The sequence below is a fragment of the uncultured Metabacillus sp. genome (genome assembly GCF_947503125.1).
Classification (GTDB): Bacteria; Bacillota; Bacilli; order Bacillales; family Bacillaceae; genus Metabacillus.
The window spans coordinates 1-14,272 of sequence record NZ_CANNCR010000077.1 but is presented as its reverse complement, the minus strand read 5'-3'; the positions used below and the strand labels follow the sequence as shown (position 1 = coordinate 14,272).

At 38.9% G+C, this 14,272-nt stretch carries 14 protein-coding genes; 3 read left to right on the top strand and 11 right to left on the bottom strand.

Annotated features, from left to right (window positions below; all coding sequences use genetic code 11):
- Positions 1 to 320: 320 nt before the first annotated feature.
- Positions 321 to 1,193: a nucleotidyltransferase-like protein gene (locus tag Q1B07_RS24030; RefSeq protein ID WP_299094654.1), complete on the bottom strand. Its 873-nt coding sequence runs from the start codon at positions 1,191 to 1,193 to the stop codon at positions 321 to 323.
- A 240-nt stretch (positions 1,194 to 1,433) separates the two neighbouring features.
- Here Q1B07_RS24030 and Q1B07_RS24025 point away from each other — a divergent pair, with 240 nt between their 5' ends.
- On the top strand, positions 1,434 to 1,796 hold the full coding sequence (locus tag Q1B07_RS24025) for a YgzB family protein (RefSeq protein ID WP_299094657.1): 363 nt from the start codon (positions 1,434 to 1,436) through the stop codon (positions 1,794 to 1,796).
- Positions 1,797 to 2,015: 219 nt separating this feature from the next.
- Here Q1B07_RS24025 and perR read toward each other — a convergent pair whose 3' ends face one another.
- The 7 genes from perR to Q1B07_RS23990 all read right to left on the bottom strand — a co-directional run bounded on the left by perR (position 2,016) and on the right by Q1B07_RS23990 (position 8,147).
- Entirely contained in the window at positions 2,016 to 2,453 is a 438-nt protein-coding gene (gene perR, locus Q1B07_RS24020; RefSeq protein ID WP_299094659.1) for a peroxide-responsive transcriptional repressor PerR, read from the bottom strand.
- A gap of 224 nt (positions 2,454 to 2,677) precedes the next feature.
- On the bottom strand, positions 2,678 to 3,631 hold the full coding sequence (locus tag Q1B07_RS24015) for a D-2-hydroxyacid dehydrogenase (RefSeq protein WP_299094662.1): 954 nt from the start codon (positions 3,629 to 3,631) through the stop codon (positions 2,678 to 2,680).
- A gap of 380 nt (positions 3,632 to 4,011) precedes the next feature.
- Complete coding sequence (gene bcp / locus Q1B07_RS24010; protein WP_299094665.1) at positions 4,012 to 4,482, bottom strand: thioredoxin-dependent thiol peroxidase; 471 nt, start codon at positions 4,480 to 4,482, stop codon at positions 4,012 to 4,014.
- 60 nt (positions 4,483 to 4,542) lie between these two features.
- The gene (locus Q1B07_RS24005) at positions 4,543 to 4,947 is read right to left on the bottom strand and encodes a potassium channel family protein (RefSeq protein WP_299094668.1); all 405 of its coding nucleotides are present in this window, start codon (positions 4,945 to 4,947) and stop codon (positions 4,543 to 4,545) included.
- Between the two features lie 593 nt (positions 4,948 to 5,540).
- Positions 5,541 to 6,326: an ABC-2 family transporter protein gene (locus tag Q1B07_RS24000; protein WP_299094671.1), complete on the bottom strand. Its 786-nt coding sequence runs from the start codon at positions 6,324 to 6,326 to the stop codon at positions 5,541 to 5,543.
- 4 nt (positions 6,327 to 6,330) lie between these two features.
- On the bottom strand, positions 6,331 to 7,122 hold the full coding sequence (locus Q1B07_RS23995; protein ID WP_299094690.1) for an ABC-2 family transporter protein: 792 nt from the start codon (positions 7,120 to 7,122) through the stop codon (positions 6,331 to 6,333).
- Positions 7,123 to 7,130: 8 nt separating this feature from the next.
- Complete coding sequence (locus Q1B07_RS23990; protein WP_299094674.1) at positions 7,131 to 8,147, bottom strand: ATP-binding cassette domain-containing protein; 1,017 nt, start codon at positions 8,145 to 8,147, stop codon at positions 7,131 to 7,133.
- A gap of 141 nt (positions 8,148 to 8,288) precedes the next feature.
- Between Q1B07_RS23990 and Q1B07_RS23985 the strand changes: the two genes are divergently transcribed.
- Positions 8,289 to 9,581, top strand: coding sequence for a glutamate-1-semialdehyde 2,1-aminomutase (locus tag Q1B07_RS23985; protein ID WP_299094677.1), 1,293 nt, complete (start codon positions 8,289 to 8,291; stop codon positions 9,579 to 9,581).
- 266 nt (positions 9,582 to 9,847) lie between these two features.
- Positions 9,848 to 10,915: an aromatic acid exporter family protein gene (locus Q1B07_RS23980; protein ID WP_299094680.1), complete on the top strand. Its 1,068-nt coding sequence runs from the start codon at positions 9,848 to 9,850 to the stop codon at positions 10,913 to 10,915.
- 290 nt (positions 10,916 to 11,205) lie between these two features.
- On the opposite strand, the gene Q1B07_RS23975 is transcribed toward Q1B07_RS23980, so the two are convergent.
- The 3 genes from Q1B07_RS23975 to Q1B07_RS23965 form a co-directional block, all read right to left on the bottom strand.
- Positions 11,206 to 12,948, bottom strand: a complete 1,743-nt coding sequence (locus tag Q1B07_RS23975) for an ABC transporter ATP-binding protein (protein ID WP_299094682.1) — start codon at positions 12,946 to 12,948, stop codon at positions 11,206 to 11,208.
- 291 nt (positions 12,949 to 13,239) lie between these two features.
- Positions 13,240 to 13,770, bottom strand: coding sequence for a DUF402 domain-containing protein (locus Q1B07_RS23970; RefSeq protein WP_299094685.1), 531 nt, complete (start codon positions 13,768 to 13,770; stop codon positions 13,240 to 13,242).
- 168 nt (positions 13,771 to 13,938) lie between these two features.
- Positions 13,939 to 14,172, bottom strand: coding sequence for a YgaB family protein (locus Q1B07_RS23965; RefSeq protein ID WP_299094688.1), 234 nt, complete (start codon positions 14,170 to 14,172; stop codon positions 13,939 to 13,941).
- Positions 14,173 to 14,272: the final 100 nt, after the last annotated feature.

Below are 14,272 nucleotides of genomic sequence, written 5' to 3'. Positions count from 1 at the left end.
GTATTAGGCACGCCGCCAGCGTTCGTCCTGAGCCAGGATCAAACTCTCCAATAAAGAGTTGATATAGCTCATAATAATGTACTAGTTAGTACGTTGTTTGTTAATCGAAATTAACGTTGGCACGCTTGGTTTTGTTTAGTTTTCAAAGATCATATCATGTCATTTTGTCTAGAAGCGACTTTCTTAATATATCATTTTCATTTCTTCGTGTCAACATTTTTTCTTAAAAACTTTTTTGGTGAAAAAGTGAGACAGAAGCCGCTGTTTACGTTTTGTGGTAACAGCGACGTTTAATAATATATCATCTCAAAAAATTTAAGTCAATACTTTTTCTCAACAAAATATGCACGATGAAAAACTTCCTTGCCTTTTGTCTCGATCCGTTTAATGGAAACATAATTTTTTTCTACTAGATACTCTAAAAGTACACTTAGATCAACAGAATAATACTTCAATTCTGGATGATGGTGCAATTCATTATATAACCAATATTCCTTCTCTGCCATAACCCTCAGTATATGAGCAGCACCAACCTCAGTTTTTGAATGAATCAAAAAGTCGCTTGCTAGAAATAAAAGCTCCAACCTTTTTTCTAACGACTCATCACTTTCAACTAATTCCTTATATAGCTTATAAATTTGCGGCTCAATTTTTTTCACCTGGTTCCAGACAGTTACCTCAGGGTGAAAGCCTTGGTCGATGACCTCAAGTCTTGCTAAGTGATGAAGAGCATGAACAATATGGTAATAGGCATCCAATAGCTGTTTTGATTCAAAGAATACCTTCCCTTCCAGATATCTTCGAATCAGCTTGCCGTATTCAATCCCAATTTTTAATTTACGCTCTGAAAATGGAAATGTCCGCAAACGTTCAATAAGCCCGATTATGTATTCATTACGATCAAAAAGAATCTTCCCATTTAAAACCCAATCAACAATTCTTCTATTTGTTCCTAATAAAATGGCTTCATTTAATTCATCTTCTGACATAACGGTTAATGATGCTTTTTTATCTTCATATTCATAATGCTTCACAAATAGCGAATGGTCTGAGTCTTTTATAATGACTAATAACGCAACATCTAAATTATCTGTTAAGGGTGAAGTTTGATTTCGTTTTTCAATCATGATGATTGCTAATGTATTTGAGTGACTAGCCCTTTCTTGATAGATCGGACGGAGAATATTTTCCATCATTATTCCTCCAATATATGGACTTTATTAATGTTTTCTACATATAAAAGCAAAATCCCTTTTCAAAATTTGAATGATAAAGGTAAGTTTTGCGAACTCAAAAAATGAACCTCTGATAGTATAAAGGACGATCAGCCTTTAAAACAAACATTAATTACTGATGAACTATAAAAGTTACTTATGTTAACGATTTATCTGCTGTTCAATTCTGTGCTATATTAAACAAAGGAGGTTTAATATATGGCTCGTAAATATTCAAGTAAAATAAATAAAATCAGAACTTTTGCCCTTAGCTTAATTTTTGTAGGCTTCATTATTATGTATGTTGGCGTTTTCTTCAGAACAAACATGTGGGTCATGACGATTTTTATGATGCTGGGAATGCTTTCGATCATCGCCAGCACCGTTGTTTATTTTTGGATCGGAATGTTGTCCACTAAAGCTGTCCAGGTTATTTGCCCATCCTGTGAGAAACCAACAAAAATACTCGGCCGCGTGGATATGTGCATGTATTGTAAGGAACCATTAACATTGGATAAGGATTTAGAAGGAAAAGAGTTTAATGAGGATTATAACCGTAAAAAAATGAAGACTGAATCATAAGAGCGGCTAGCATAATCAGCCGTTCTTTTCTTTTAATTGAAAAACCCCATAAAGAAAACTCACCGATTGGCGAGCCTGTAAAGGCGAAGACAGAGGCGTAGTTGCCCTTATACTTTATACCTTAAATTGGCCACTACGTCGAATAGTCTTCCACGCTGCCAATTTATCATTTCTTAACGTATAAAAAAACAAGCTCAGTATTAACACCGAGCTTGAATATTAATGAGTTTCTTTCTTTTCACAATCCTTGCAAACACCATAGATCTCCATACGATGATGGCTTACTTTAAATCCTGTTACATGTGCAGCAAGCGCCTCAACCTCATCAAGTCCCGGGTAATGGAAGTCAACAATTTTCCCACAGCTTTCACATATACAGTGGTAATGGTCAGACGTTACAAAATCAAATCGACTTGATGCATCGCCATACGTTAATTCCTTTACAAGTCCAACTTCACGAAATACCCTTAAGTTGTTGTAAACTGTCGCAACACTCATATTAGGGAATTTTCCTTCTAACGCTTTATATATATCATCTGCAGTAGGGTGTGTCATGGAATCGACTAAGAATTCAAGTATAGCATGACGTTGAGGTGTAATTCGAACTCCAGTTTGCTTTAATGTTTCTAACGCATCTTTTAATTGATGTTCTGACATCCGCCATGCACCTCACTTTAATAAATATTCTTACTTTATAATGTTTATAATTAGTGTACATTGTGACTAAGACTTTTGTCAATTGTTCTTTCTATATGCAATATAATCTGAAATTCTCTCCATCATCAAGACTAAACTAACCAATTGCTAAAAGGTAAATATCTCCTTTTAAATCGTTCGTCGATGCTATCCCTATTATTTGCCTTTAGAAAGGATTCATGCGATTAATAGCCTTTTTCTAAAGAAATGATATTTTCCATACTTGAAACTTGCCCCTCTATGTAAGCTTTAAGGTTCTTCTCAAATATTTTCATCGCTCTTGGTAAATAATTTTTCGTAATACCAGATAAGTGCGGGGTAACCGTTACATTTTCCATGTCCCAAAATGGGTGGTCTTCATTCAATGGTTCCTTTTCAAATACATCAAGCACTGCGTGTTTGATTTGTTTTTCATTTAATGCATGGATCAGATCTCCTTCAATGACAGCGTCTCCCCTGCCAATATTAATAAACACTGCATCCTCTTTCATCCTTTTAAAAGCCTCATATGTTAAGAGTCCCTTTGTTTGCTCAGTGCTTGGCAGAACGGAAATGATAAAGTCAGCCTTCCCCATTGGAACAAGCATTTCTTTGAAGGAATAGGTATTATGAAAATACTCGACCGCTCTCCCATCCCGGTTCATACCAAGAACCTGCATTCCGAAAGCATTAGACAGCTTAGCTATTGCTGTACCGATCGCTCCCGCTCCTAAAATATAGACGGTTTTTCCGTAGAGCTCCTCCATTTGCACGCGGCGGTCCCATTTGTGCTGCTTTTGATTTTCCATAAGCGTGCTTGCCTGGCGGGAAACCTGCAGCATCATCGCGATACAATACTCTGCCATTGGGATGGCATGAACCCCTCTTGCATTTGTAACATGAATATTATGTTTTTCTAGCTGTTCAAATGGCAGTTTTTCTATACCTGCTGAGGCAACCATGATCCATTTTAAGTTTGTTGCAGCCTCTATATGCTCGTCCGTTAAATCCTCGCCATAGGTTAAGATGATTTCTGCTTTCGGCAGAATGTCTTTTGCTTCATTGATTTTTTGATCATGATAAAATGTTACATTTTTAAAGCTGCTCTCTAACTGCTCTTTTAGCTGATTAGGCAGTTTTACAGTTGATAGGACGATCACGTAAAAAATCTCCTCTCTCTATGTATTCCCTTTGCAGAACAAAAGCGCAAGCGCCTTGGTCATCGCCGTACAAACTGGAGGAGCATCGACTGAGATAAAGGAAACACGGTAAGCGAAGCGAACCGATGTTGACTTATCGTAGGGAGATGATCTGAAGTTTGATAGGCGATAGGCGCTGGAGCTGGATGTCGCAGCGCTTATTCACAATTCAATGAATTTTATAATTCTAAACGACAAAAAAGAGTGCGGATCATTTGTCCGCACTTAGTCCGGCGCTAACATTTGAGGAGGTAATGCCTTCTGTATAGAGTACGCATTTCCCTGCAAATTGGCTGGACGTTTGCCTTACCTTTTAAAAAATAGGCATGATGATTTTCGTATTAGGATTGTCGTTCTTTTATGTACTCTAATGCTTCTTGAACATGATCCTTCACTTTTACTTTTCTCCATTCCTTGATCAAGTTTCCTTCTGGATCAATAATAAAAGTGGATCGTTCAATCCCCATATATTCTTTTCCAAAATTCTTTTTCAGCTTCCAAACACCATAAGCTTCCGCTAGTTTATGTTCATCATCGACTAACAGCTTAAATGGAAGGTCATGCTTTTCCTTAAACTTTTGGTGTTTTTCCTGAGGGTCAGGACTAACTCCGATAATGACCGCATTTACATCCGCGAAGCTTTGATGCTGATCTCTGAAATCACAGGCTTCTGTCGTACATCCGGGTGTCATATCCTTTGGATAAAAATATAAAACAATGTATTTCCCTCTGTAATCAGCAAGTTTTGTTTTTTCACCATTATCAGCGACTAATTCCATATCCGGAGCAGCGCTGCCAATTTCAACTGTCATGTCTATCCCTCCAATAAATCGTTCTACTTTAAGCGTAACCAACTTTCGCTTTTCGTACAACTATTTACTATTATCCATACCGATAACCGTACGAGCCAGAAAAACCGCCGGAAGGATATAGCCAATTAATGCTTCCATAACAGCCAGCAATCTGCCGATGCCGATTGGCACAATATCGCCATAGCCTACAGAAAATAATGTAACGGCACTAAAATAAAGTGATGTGGCGAGCTTGTCAAAATAATCTCCAGTTAAAGAGTTGCCCGCTTCAGTTAAAACGACCAAGTTGCTTTGTATGCAAATGAGATAAATCATCCCAAAGCCAATCAGCAGCGATAAATATAAATAGGTGATCATAATGATGGTTTCAATAGACAAAAAATTCTTTTGAAAGCAAATAACGATAACATTTTTTAAATTCATGAACATACAGATTGCAATGAACACGCAAAATAAAAGCTCCACATAGACCCCACCCTAATCATCTTGCGCTTTGTATACTATATGACAAGCATAGGGGTGGTTATTCAACTGAGTTTGTTTTTGAGGTTATAAAAAGGAGAGCAAAATTTAGTTTACAGGCGTCTTTGCTTTATGAAGGACTTCCTTTCACTATTGCTTTCTTATCAAGCTTTATCACTATAGGACTTTTCTTTGTTTCTTTGTCTAAGGTTTGTCTCTTTGACGCTTTCTACGGGACATTTCTTTGGCTCTCTGGCTAAGGTTTGTCCCTTTGACGCTTTCTACGGGACTTTTCTTTGGCTCCCTGGCTAGGTTTTGTCTCTTTGACGCTTTCTACGGGACTTTTCTTTGGCTCTCTGGCTACGTTTTGTCCCCTTGACGCTTTCTACGGGACTTTTTTTTGCTTCTCCATCTAGGTTTTTTTCTCTTTGGCGCTTTCTACAGGACTTTTCCTCCTCAAATATATAGTTTTTGTCCATTATCCTCTTTAAGATAAACATTAAGAAGGCGTGAATCCCTATAAGAATTCACGCCTACCTTTATAAAAATCTGCCCGGTATCAATCGGTCTCCTTTAAGAATATTACAGTGTTAAATCTAGTTTCCCGCTCCACGATATCGTTTCACCCCTGCATTCCAAAGAAACACAGAGATCATAAAAAACCCGACTCCCATAACAGGAGTTAAATACGAGTACATATACCATTCTTCTTTTTCAAGAAAAAATGCGGCAGGATATACACCAACAAATGCAAATGGCAGGATCCATGTCAGTACAAAGCGGATTACGGAATTATAAATATCAACCGGATACCGTCCATAGTTTCCAATATTGTACATCATCGGCATAAGCGATGTTCGTGCATCAGACCAAAAGCCGATGCTTGCCAAAGAAACGAAAATCCCGGCATAGACAAGTGCTCCGCTAATAACAAAGACAAGAAAGAAAAGAACATCATACCATTGAAAACTTAAGCCTAACTGAACGGAGGCATAGCCCATAATCACAATCCCGGTGATCGCACCAAATAAGGATTCAAGCTCCATCCGTTCCAAAATCACCTGGAAAAGACTATGAATCGGTCTTGTTAAGATCCGGTCCATTTCTCCTTTGACAATATAGCGCTCATTAAAATCCCAAATATTAAAGAATGCGCCAAAAACAGCATATGGAACGAGGAAAAAGCCATAAATAAAAATAATTTCATCACGTGTCCAGCCGCTTAAAAACTGAGTATGTCCGAAGACGACAAGGATAAAAACGAGGTTTGTCGCTTGAAACAGCATATCAGATAAAAGCTCGACGACCATGTCCGCCCGGTATTGCATTCTTGTTTTCATATACTGGCCGATATACTGTGTAAGCATCGATAAATAGAACATGACCTCACCCCCCTTGGATAATCATTCGTTTTTTCGCTAAGGACCAAAGTAGCTGAATTGGAATGAGTAATATCAATGCCCAAAAGGCCTGTAAAAGAATGGCTTGAAGCACTTCATTTCCTGTTATTCCCTCTGTAAAGATCATACTTGGAATATAGCTTATTGCCTGAAACGGAAAATACTTCATAACCTCTTGCGCCCATAAAGGATAAAAGCTGATTGGCAACAGCAAGCCGGAAAACAAATCGATAATGACACGCTTTGCTCTCATAAGCCCATCATTATTAAATAAGAAAAAGGTCAGCATCCCGGTAACTAGATTAATTTGTGTATTAATAATAAAACTAAATAATAGCGAACTAGCAAAAAGCAGCCATGTTTCTCCATTTGATGAAAAATCCATCGGAAACACCAGGCCGACAATGACCATTCCTGGCGCCGAGAAAAAGACTAAGCGAAAGATTCCTTCCCCAAACGCCTGCATCGTCTTCATCCCTAAATAGTTATAAGGCCTTATTAATTCAACAGCCACTTTTCCTTCCTTTATTTCCAATGCAATTTCACGATCAATGTTATTAAAATAAAACGCCCTTGCCATCCATGAAACAGCCACATATGTGGTCATTTGCACCGCAGATAAACCTTCGATCGATTCCTTGCCTCCATAAATGGCGGTCCATAAAAAATAGTAAGCTCCTATGTTAATGCTGTATATCAGGATTCCGCTATAATAGTTGGTTCGATAGGCAAGCATCATTAAAAAGCGGATCCTGATCATTTCGATATATTTATCCATCATCCACCTCAGCTCGTTAATGCCTCTCCCTTTTCATAGATTTTGCGAATAACCTCTTCTGTCGAAATTTCCATCACACTTAAATCTTTAATTTGATGGGCACCTACTACCCGGCCGATAAGCTCTGACATCTGCGCTTCCTTGTCATTAACAAGCGCTGTCCACACATTTAACTTATCACCCTTTTGCCAAGCGACATCAAGATCAGCCGTTAAAAAGGACAATTGCTGCTCAATCACTTTATCAGCAAATTGGAATTGGATCTGTTTGCCCTCTCCCCAGTGAGACCGTAATTCCTCCAGCTGTCCATCATAAATAACCTTTCCTTCATCAAGCATAACAACCCGTTCACAAAGAGCTTCGATATCGGAAAGATCATGTGTCGTTAAAAGAATGGTTGTTTTGTATTTTTCATTCATTTCTTTTAAAAACTCGCGAATCTTTAATTTGACCAGCACATCCAATCCGATCGTCGGCTCATCAAGAAACAAGAGAGGCGGATTATGAATCAGTGCTGCAGCTAGCTCACATCTCATTCGTTGCCCTAAAGACAGCTTGCGAACCGGCTTATCCAGCAATGGTCCAATATCAAGCGTTTTGATTACATGATCCATATGCTCGTTATAATCGGCATCCGAAACCTTATATACCTTTTTTAAAAGGCGAAACGATTCCTGAACAGCAATATCCCACCATAATTGCGACCTTTGGCCAAAGACCACACCGATTGTTCGGACAAATCTATCCCGCTCTTTATGCGGATTCATTCCATTGACACGAACTTCCCCTGAGGTTGGTGTTAAAATCCCTGTCAACATTTTGATCGAAGTAGATTTACCAGCACCATTTTCACCGATATACCCCACCATTTCTCCTTGCTTGACAGTAAATGACACATCATTTACGGCCGGAATGATTTTATATTGACGATTTAACAAATCGCGAAATGCACCCTTTAAGCCCTGTCGGCTTGAATATGACTTAAATTCCTTACGCAGGTTTTTAACCTCGATAATATTCGTCATTTTTGTCCCTCCCTTACTTCACCACAACGAATAGTTTAACGAATCTTTTCGAATACAACAAATGCTATGTTTCTATTTTGGAGAGGATTTTTAATTCATGATAAAATAGAAAAGGATTTTGATACATATTAGGAGGCAATCATGAATTTTACACGATCAAATAAATTACATGAAGAAGCGTTACAGCATATCGTTGGAGGTGTAAACTCCCCTTCACGTTCGTATAAAGCAGTTGGCGGCGGTTCACCTGTTGTCATGGAAAAAGCAAACGGAGCCTACTTCTGGGATGTTGACGGCAATAAATATATCGACTATTTAGCAGCATATGGCCCTATCATCACCGGACATGCACATCCGCATATTACAAAAGCGATTCAAAAGGCTGCAGAAAATGGCGTCCTATACGGTACTCCGACTCCGCATGAAGTAACATTTGCCAAAATGCTTAAGGAAGCCATGCCAGCACTTGATAAGGTTCGTTTCGTCAATTCGGGTACTGAGGCGGTTATGACAACAATCCGCGTAGCAAGAGCTTATACAGGTCGAGACAAAATCATCAAGTTTGCCGGCTGCTACCATGGTCATTCTGATCTGGTTCTTGTTGCAGCCGGTTCTGGCCCATCTACATTAGGAACTCCAGATTCAGCTGGTGTCCCAAAAAGCATTGCTCAAGAGGTCATCACCGTTCCTTTTAATGAAATCGAACCATTGAAGGAAGCATTAGATAAATGGGGAGATCAAGTAGCGGCTGTGCTTGTAGAGCCCATCGTCGGAAACTTTGGCATCGTTGAACCAAAACCAGGCTTCTTAGAAAAGGTTAATGAACTGGTTCATGAAGCAGGCGCTCTTGTCATTTATGATGAAGTCATCACTGCGTTTCGGTTCATGTATGGCGGAGCTCAAGACCTTTTGGGGGTATACCCTGATCTAACCGCCTTAGGAAAAATTATCGGCGGAGGACTTCCGATCGGAGCTTACGGCGGCAAAAAAGAAATCATGGAGCAGGTTGCCCCACTTGGACCGGCCTATCAAGCAGGAACAATGGCAGGCAATCCGGCATCGATCTTATCAGGAATCGCCTGCTTAGAGGTTTTACAGCAGGAAAATGTATACGAAAAGCTTGATCAATTAGGTGCACTTCTAGAGGAAGGTATACTAGAGCATGCTCGTACATATACTATTCCGATCACAATCAACCGTCTAAAAGGAGCCCTAACCATTTACTTCACCGATGAAAAAATAACAAACTATGAACAAGCAGAAAACACAGACGGCAAAATGTTCGCCAATTTCTTTAAACTCATGCTTCACCAAGGAATCAACCTGGCACCATCGAAATATGAAGCATGGTTTCTAACAACAGCACACACAGAAGAAGATATTAGAGAAACATTAAAAGCTGTCGAATACGCTTTTAGTAAGTTAAAATCATAAAAACAACATAAGGGCTGTCTTGAAGCTATAGAGTCCAGATTCCCAAAAAATATATAAGAGCTCCAAAAGCTTAATATATCAGGGAATCTGTCCCTTTCAAGACAGCCCTTCATTTTTCCTTATTTTCAGAATAAATTTACGTTTTAAATTTTTATTAAAAAAGGAAATTGTATCTTGTGTAAAATAGATAAACGCTGTATAGTACGTAAATGGTTTACTAAGTCATAAACCAGATGTCTATATGAAAGGTGTGTCAATAAACATACATGAAACTAGGTGCACGCATCCTGAAAACGGGGATTGCCATTACACTCGCTTTACTTTTAGCTACAGCTTTTCAGCTTCCTTCGGTTGCCTTTGCTGGAATTTCCGCGATTTTTGCGATCCAGCCGACCATTTATCGTTCCTATTTATCAATTATCGAACAGGTTCAGGCAAATGTCATTGGAGCTGCATTAGCCATTGGAGTTGGCCTGCTGTTTGGTTCACATCCAGTGATGATCGGGATAACGGCTATCTTTGTTATAGCGATCAATTTAAAGCTAAAGGCTGAGAGCACAATTCCTGTTGCGCTTGTCACTGTTATTGCCATATTAGAAAGTCCGGGTGATGACTTTTTCGAAGTCGCACTCATCCGCTTTTTCACCATATTATTAGGGGTATTAGCTGCGTTTATCGTGAATTTAGTATTTCTGCCACCTAAATATGAAACAAAGCTTTACAAACGCATTACAGAAAATACCGAGGAAATTATTAAGTGGATTCGCGTAGATCTCAGACAGGGTTTGGAGCATCATGTGCTGAAGGACGAGATTGTAAAACTCAAAGAGCAAATGATCAAGCTTGATCAGCTTTATTTGAACTATAAAGAAGAACGGAATTATTTTAAAAAAGAAACCTATGCTAAATCGAGAAAGCTTGTTCTCTTCAGACAAATGATCAACGTGACTAACCGTGCATTTGACACCTTGAAAAAGCTTTACCGCTTAGAAAATGAATTGCATCAAATGCCGGAAAGCATTCAAAAAGTACTTGTAGATGAACTAGATTATTTGCTTTATGTCCATGAGGAATCTCTTTTACGTTTTATCGGGAAAATTAAAGCTTCATCTGCAAATGAGCCAATAAGGGAAAATAAATTTAATAAACGCCAGCTAACAGAAGTAATCATGGACTATTATAAAACCCAGGATCCCGATTGTTTCTATCAAACCATTCCGCTCATATCGGCCATCATTGATTATAGTGAACAGCTTGAGCACTTAGATACATTGATTAGCAGCTTCCAAAGCTACCATAAAAAAGACAATGAAATTAAAATAGCAGAGGAATGATTAAGAAAAGCGCAAGGCGCTAAGCATTCGGCGACAAGCATAAGGCGAATAGGAATAGAAGGTGTTCTTTACCTTCAATTCCTATTTGACTAGACCCTAGAGGCAGTCAAAAACGCGACATCCTGTCGCATTGACTACACTTGCACGTCCTGTGCTTCGCCGATGGCGCCTGGAGCTAGACACTAAAACTTAGTACAATTTTTCTTAAACTTTAAAAAAGGTTCAGATCCCTCCAATAAGGGGTCTGAACCTTTTGTTTTGAGACAGCCTTTTTCGTTTACTCATATCTCTTAATCCAATTGCTGGATCTGAAAGAGCTTATAATACTGTCCCTGTTTCTCCATTAACTCTTGATGTGTTCCTTGTTCAACAACCTTGCCATCCTCTATTAAAACAATTTTATTGGCATGGGTAATCGTTGAAAGACGATGTGCAACAATAAACGTTGTCCGGTCCTTTGCTAGTTTTTCAAGCGCCTCCTGGATTAAATGCTCACTCTCTAAATCCAGTGCTGATGTCGCTTCATCCAAAATAAGAATCGGCGGATTTTTCAAGAAAACCCTTGCAATCGAAACCCGTTGCTTTTGCCCTCCTGAAAGCTTTACTCCTCGTTCGCCAACTCTAGTATCATAGCCATTTGGTAATTTCAAAATAAAATCATGGGCATTTGCTGCCTTTGCAGCTTGAATGATTTCATCCTCAGTCGCATCCGGCTTACCAATCAGGATATTTTCACGAACAGTATTACTAAATAAAAACGTATCCTGGAGCACCATGCCAATTTGTCCGCGCAAGCTTTGGGCTTGATAATCCCTAATGTCGATACCATCTAATAAAATACGTCCGTCTGTTACATCATAAAAACGCGGCAGCAGGCTTACAAGCGTTGACTTACCACCCCCGCTCATCCCAACGAGTGCCACAGTTTCCCCTCTCTTCACTTGAAGAGATAAATCCTCAATAATCAGCGCTTCGTTTTCTTGATAGCGGAACGAAATATGTTCAAATTCAACATCGCCCCTAATATTTTTAGCTTCAATTGCATTCGGCTTATCGACAACCTCATAAGGTACATCAATAAACTCAAAAACCCGATCCATTGAAGCGAAGGCTTGGGTTAATGTTGTAGAGGAATTAATCAATCGGCGCAGCGGGTTATACAACTGTTCAATATAAGCAATAAACGCAACCATCGTTCCAATTGACAAATTGCCATGAATCACATGATAGCCGGCATAGCTGATTACAACAAGCGGTGCGATATCCGTTAACGTATTAACGATCGCAAAGGTCCGTGCATTCCAGCTTGTATGATCCAATGCTTTAGTAAGAAAGTTCATATTTTCCTCGGCAAACTGCTTTTGTTCAAATTCCTCTGTCGCAAAGCTGCGAATAACCGGCATCCCTTGCACACGCTCATGTAAATGCCCTTGAACTTCGGCAAGCGCCTGGGAACGAACCCTTGTTAACTGACGAAGCTTTCCATAAAAGTACTTTACTGAAAAGCCATAAAAAGGAAAAAGGATGATTGATACTAGTGTCAGCTTTATATCCATTGTAAGCATAATACCAATGGCAATTACAATTGTAATGACATCAAGCCACACATTCATTAACCCGGTAATAACAAAATTCTTCGTTTGCTCCACATCATTGATCACACGGGAAATGATTTCTCCGCCCCGTGTGTTTGCATAATAACGCAGGCTTAGCTTTTGCAAATGGGTAAACAGCTGGTCACGGATATCATAAAGAATCTTACTGCCAACCCATTGCGCAAAATATTGCCGGAAATATTCGATCGGCGGACGAACCACCACAAATAAAACAAACATCCCTCCCATAATCAGAAGCAGGGTTTTTGTTTTCTCATCAGCTGTCCCATCTCCGCCAATGATATCATCTAACACATATTTAATAAGTAAAGGCAAAAGCAGCGGAATCGAAAATTTAATAATCCCAATTAATATCGTCCCCGCTATTTGAAGCCGATAAGGCTTAACAAAACCCATATACCTCTTAACAGACCCCAAGAAAATCCCCCTCTATAAGAAAAGCGTAAGGCGCCCGCCTATCGGCGACAAGCATAAGGCGAATAGGAATAGAAGGTGTTCTTTACCTTCAATTCCTATTTGACTTATGACCTCGAGCCGATGGCGCCTGGAGCTAGACACCAAAACTGAGTACAAAAGCTTATACAATCATTATCTATATAAAACGCAACCAAGTATGTTTGTTATCCTATAATTCTTTTCACACGAAAAAGGCTGACTCTTTTTTCGCTTTTAGAAGCACACCATGAGCCACCCTTATTTTCTTTACGATTATCTTATATATGTCAGGTACCGCTCGTACCATTCATCAATAAACTCAGGCGCAAATGGTCCCTTTTTTTGGCGGATCCATCGCAGCAAGGTTTCTAAATTTCGTTTTAAAATAAGATCAATGACTTCCGGATAATTCATGAGTTTGCTATGCTGCTCATACTCATCCTCATCTAAGATCGTATACGTCATATCAGGATACACTTTTACATCAAGATCATAGTCGATATATTTTAATGCTTCATCATCCCAAACAAATGGCGAGCTTATATTACAATAATAAGTTACACCATCATCTCTAAGCATGCCGATAATATTAAACCAATGTCTTGCATGGAAATAGCAAATGGCCGGCTCTCTGGTTATCCATGTTCTTCCGTCCGATTCGGTAACCATTGTACGATCATTCCCGCCAATAATACAATGCTGTGAACCTTTTAATACGGTTGATTCTTCCCATACTCTATGGATATAACCATTATGCTTATAACTATGAATTTGAATTTTGTCTCCTTCCTTGGGAAATCCCACTTTTCTCCCCTTCTTTCAAATAGCCGCTTCGTGAAAGCTAATGTCTCACAAACATCGTCTCCTAATTTATTTATAGTTATTATAACGTTTGTAAATAAAAAAAGAAAACAAAAGAGTCATTTCAAAAGAAATGACCCCCGCCTACACTTAAGAAACCGTTTCAAATTGCTAATTTTCGTAAGAACGAATTACCTCTTCTGTTTGTTTTTCAAACACCTGCTGTATTCTATTTAATTCCAGCTTCATTTCTTCAATCTCATCTTGGATTGAATCAATTTTCGCTTCATCCTGCAGCGCATTCATCCGTTTCATTATATCCTGGCACCGTTCGATTTCGGATTGCAAATATAATAATTTATCCATCGTCTTTAACTGCTCACCTACCAGTTGATCAAAATTCATCTTTTCCTCCCCTTTCTTTAAAGCGTATTGTCAAAACTTATATATTAAAAAGTTAATAATTCCTTGATTTAAAGGGCTTTAAATGCAAAAAACTTGCCAC

Excerpts from the sequence above, each read along its gene's own strand:
- Q1B07_RS24030 (WP_299094654.1), bottom strand. The coding sequence starts at position 1,193 with ATGGAAAATATTCTCCGTCCGATCTATCAAGAAAGGGCTAGTCACTCA.
- Q1B07_RS24025 (WP_299094657.1), top strand. The coding sequence starts at position 1,434 with ATGGCTCGTAAATATTCAAGTAAAATAAATAAAATCAGAACTTTTGCC.
- perR (WP_299094659.1), bottom strand. The coding sequence starts at position 2,453 with ATGTCAGAACATCAATTAAAAGATGCGTTAGAAACATTAAAGCAAACT.
- bcp (WP_299094665.1), bottom strand. The coding sequence starts at position 4,482 with ATGACAGTTGAAATTGGCAGCGCTGCTCCGGATATGGAATTAGTCGCT.
- Q1B07_RS24000 (WP_299094671.1), bottom strand. The coding sequence starts at position 6,326 with ATGTTCTATTTATCGATGCTTACACAGTATATCGGCCAGTATATGAAA.
- Q1B07_RS23995 (WP_299094690.1), bottom strand. The coding sequence starts at position 7,122 with ATGGATAAATATATCGAAATGATCAGGATCCGCTTTTTAATGATGCTT.
- Q1B07_RS23990 (WP_299094674.1), bottom strand. The coding sequence starts at position 8,147 with ATGACGAATATTATCGAGGTTAAAAACCTGCGTAAGGAATTTAAGTCA.
- Q1B07_RS23985 (WP_299094677.1), top strand. The coding sequence starts at position 8,289 with ATGAATTTTACACGATCAAATAAATTACATGAAGAAGCGTTACAGCAT.
- Q1B07_RS23980 (WP_299094680.1), top strand. The coding sequence starts at position 9,848 with ATGAAACTAGGTGCACGCATCCTGAAAACGGGGATTGCCATTACACTC.
- Q1B07_RS23965 (WP_299094688.1), bottom strand. The coding sequence starts at position 14,172 with ATGAATTTTGATCAACTGGTAGGTGAGCAGTTAAAGACGATGGATAAA.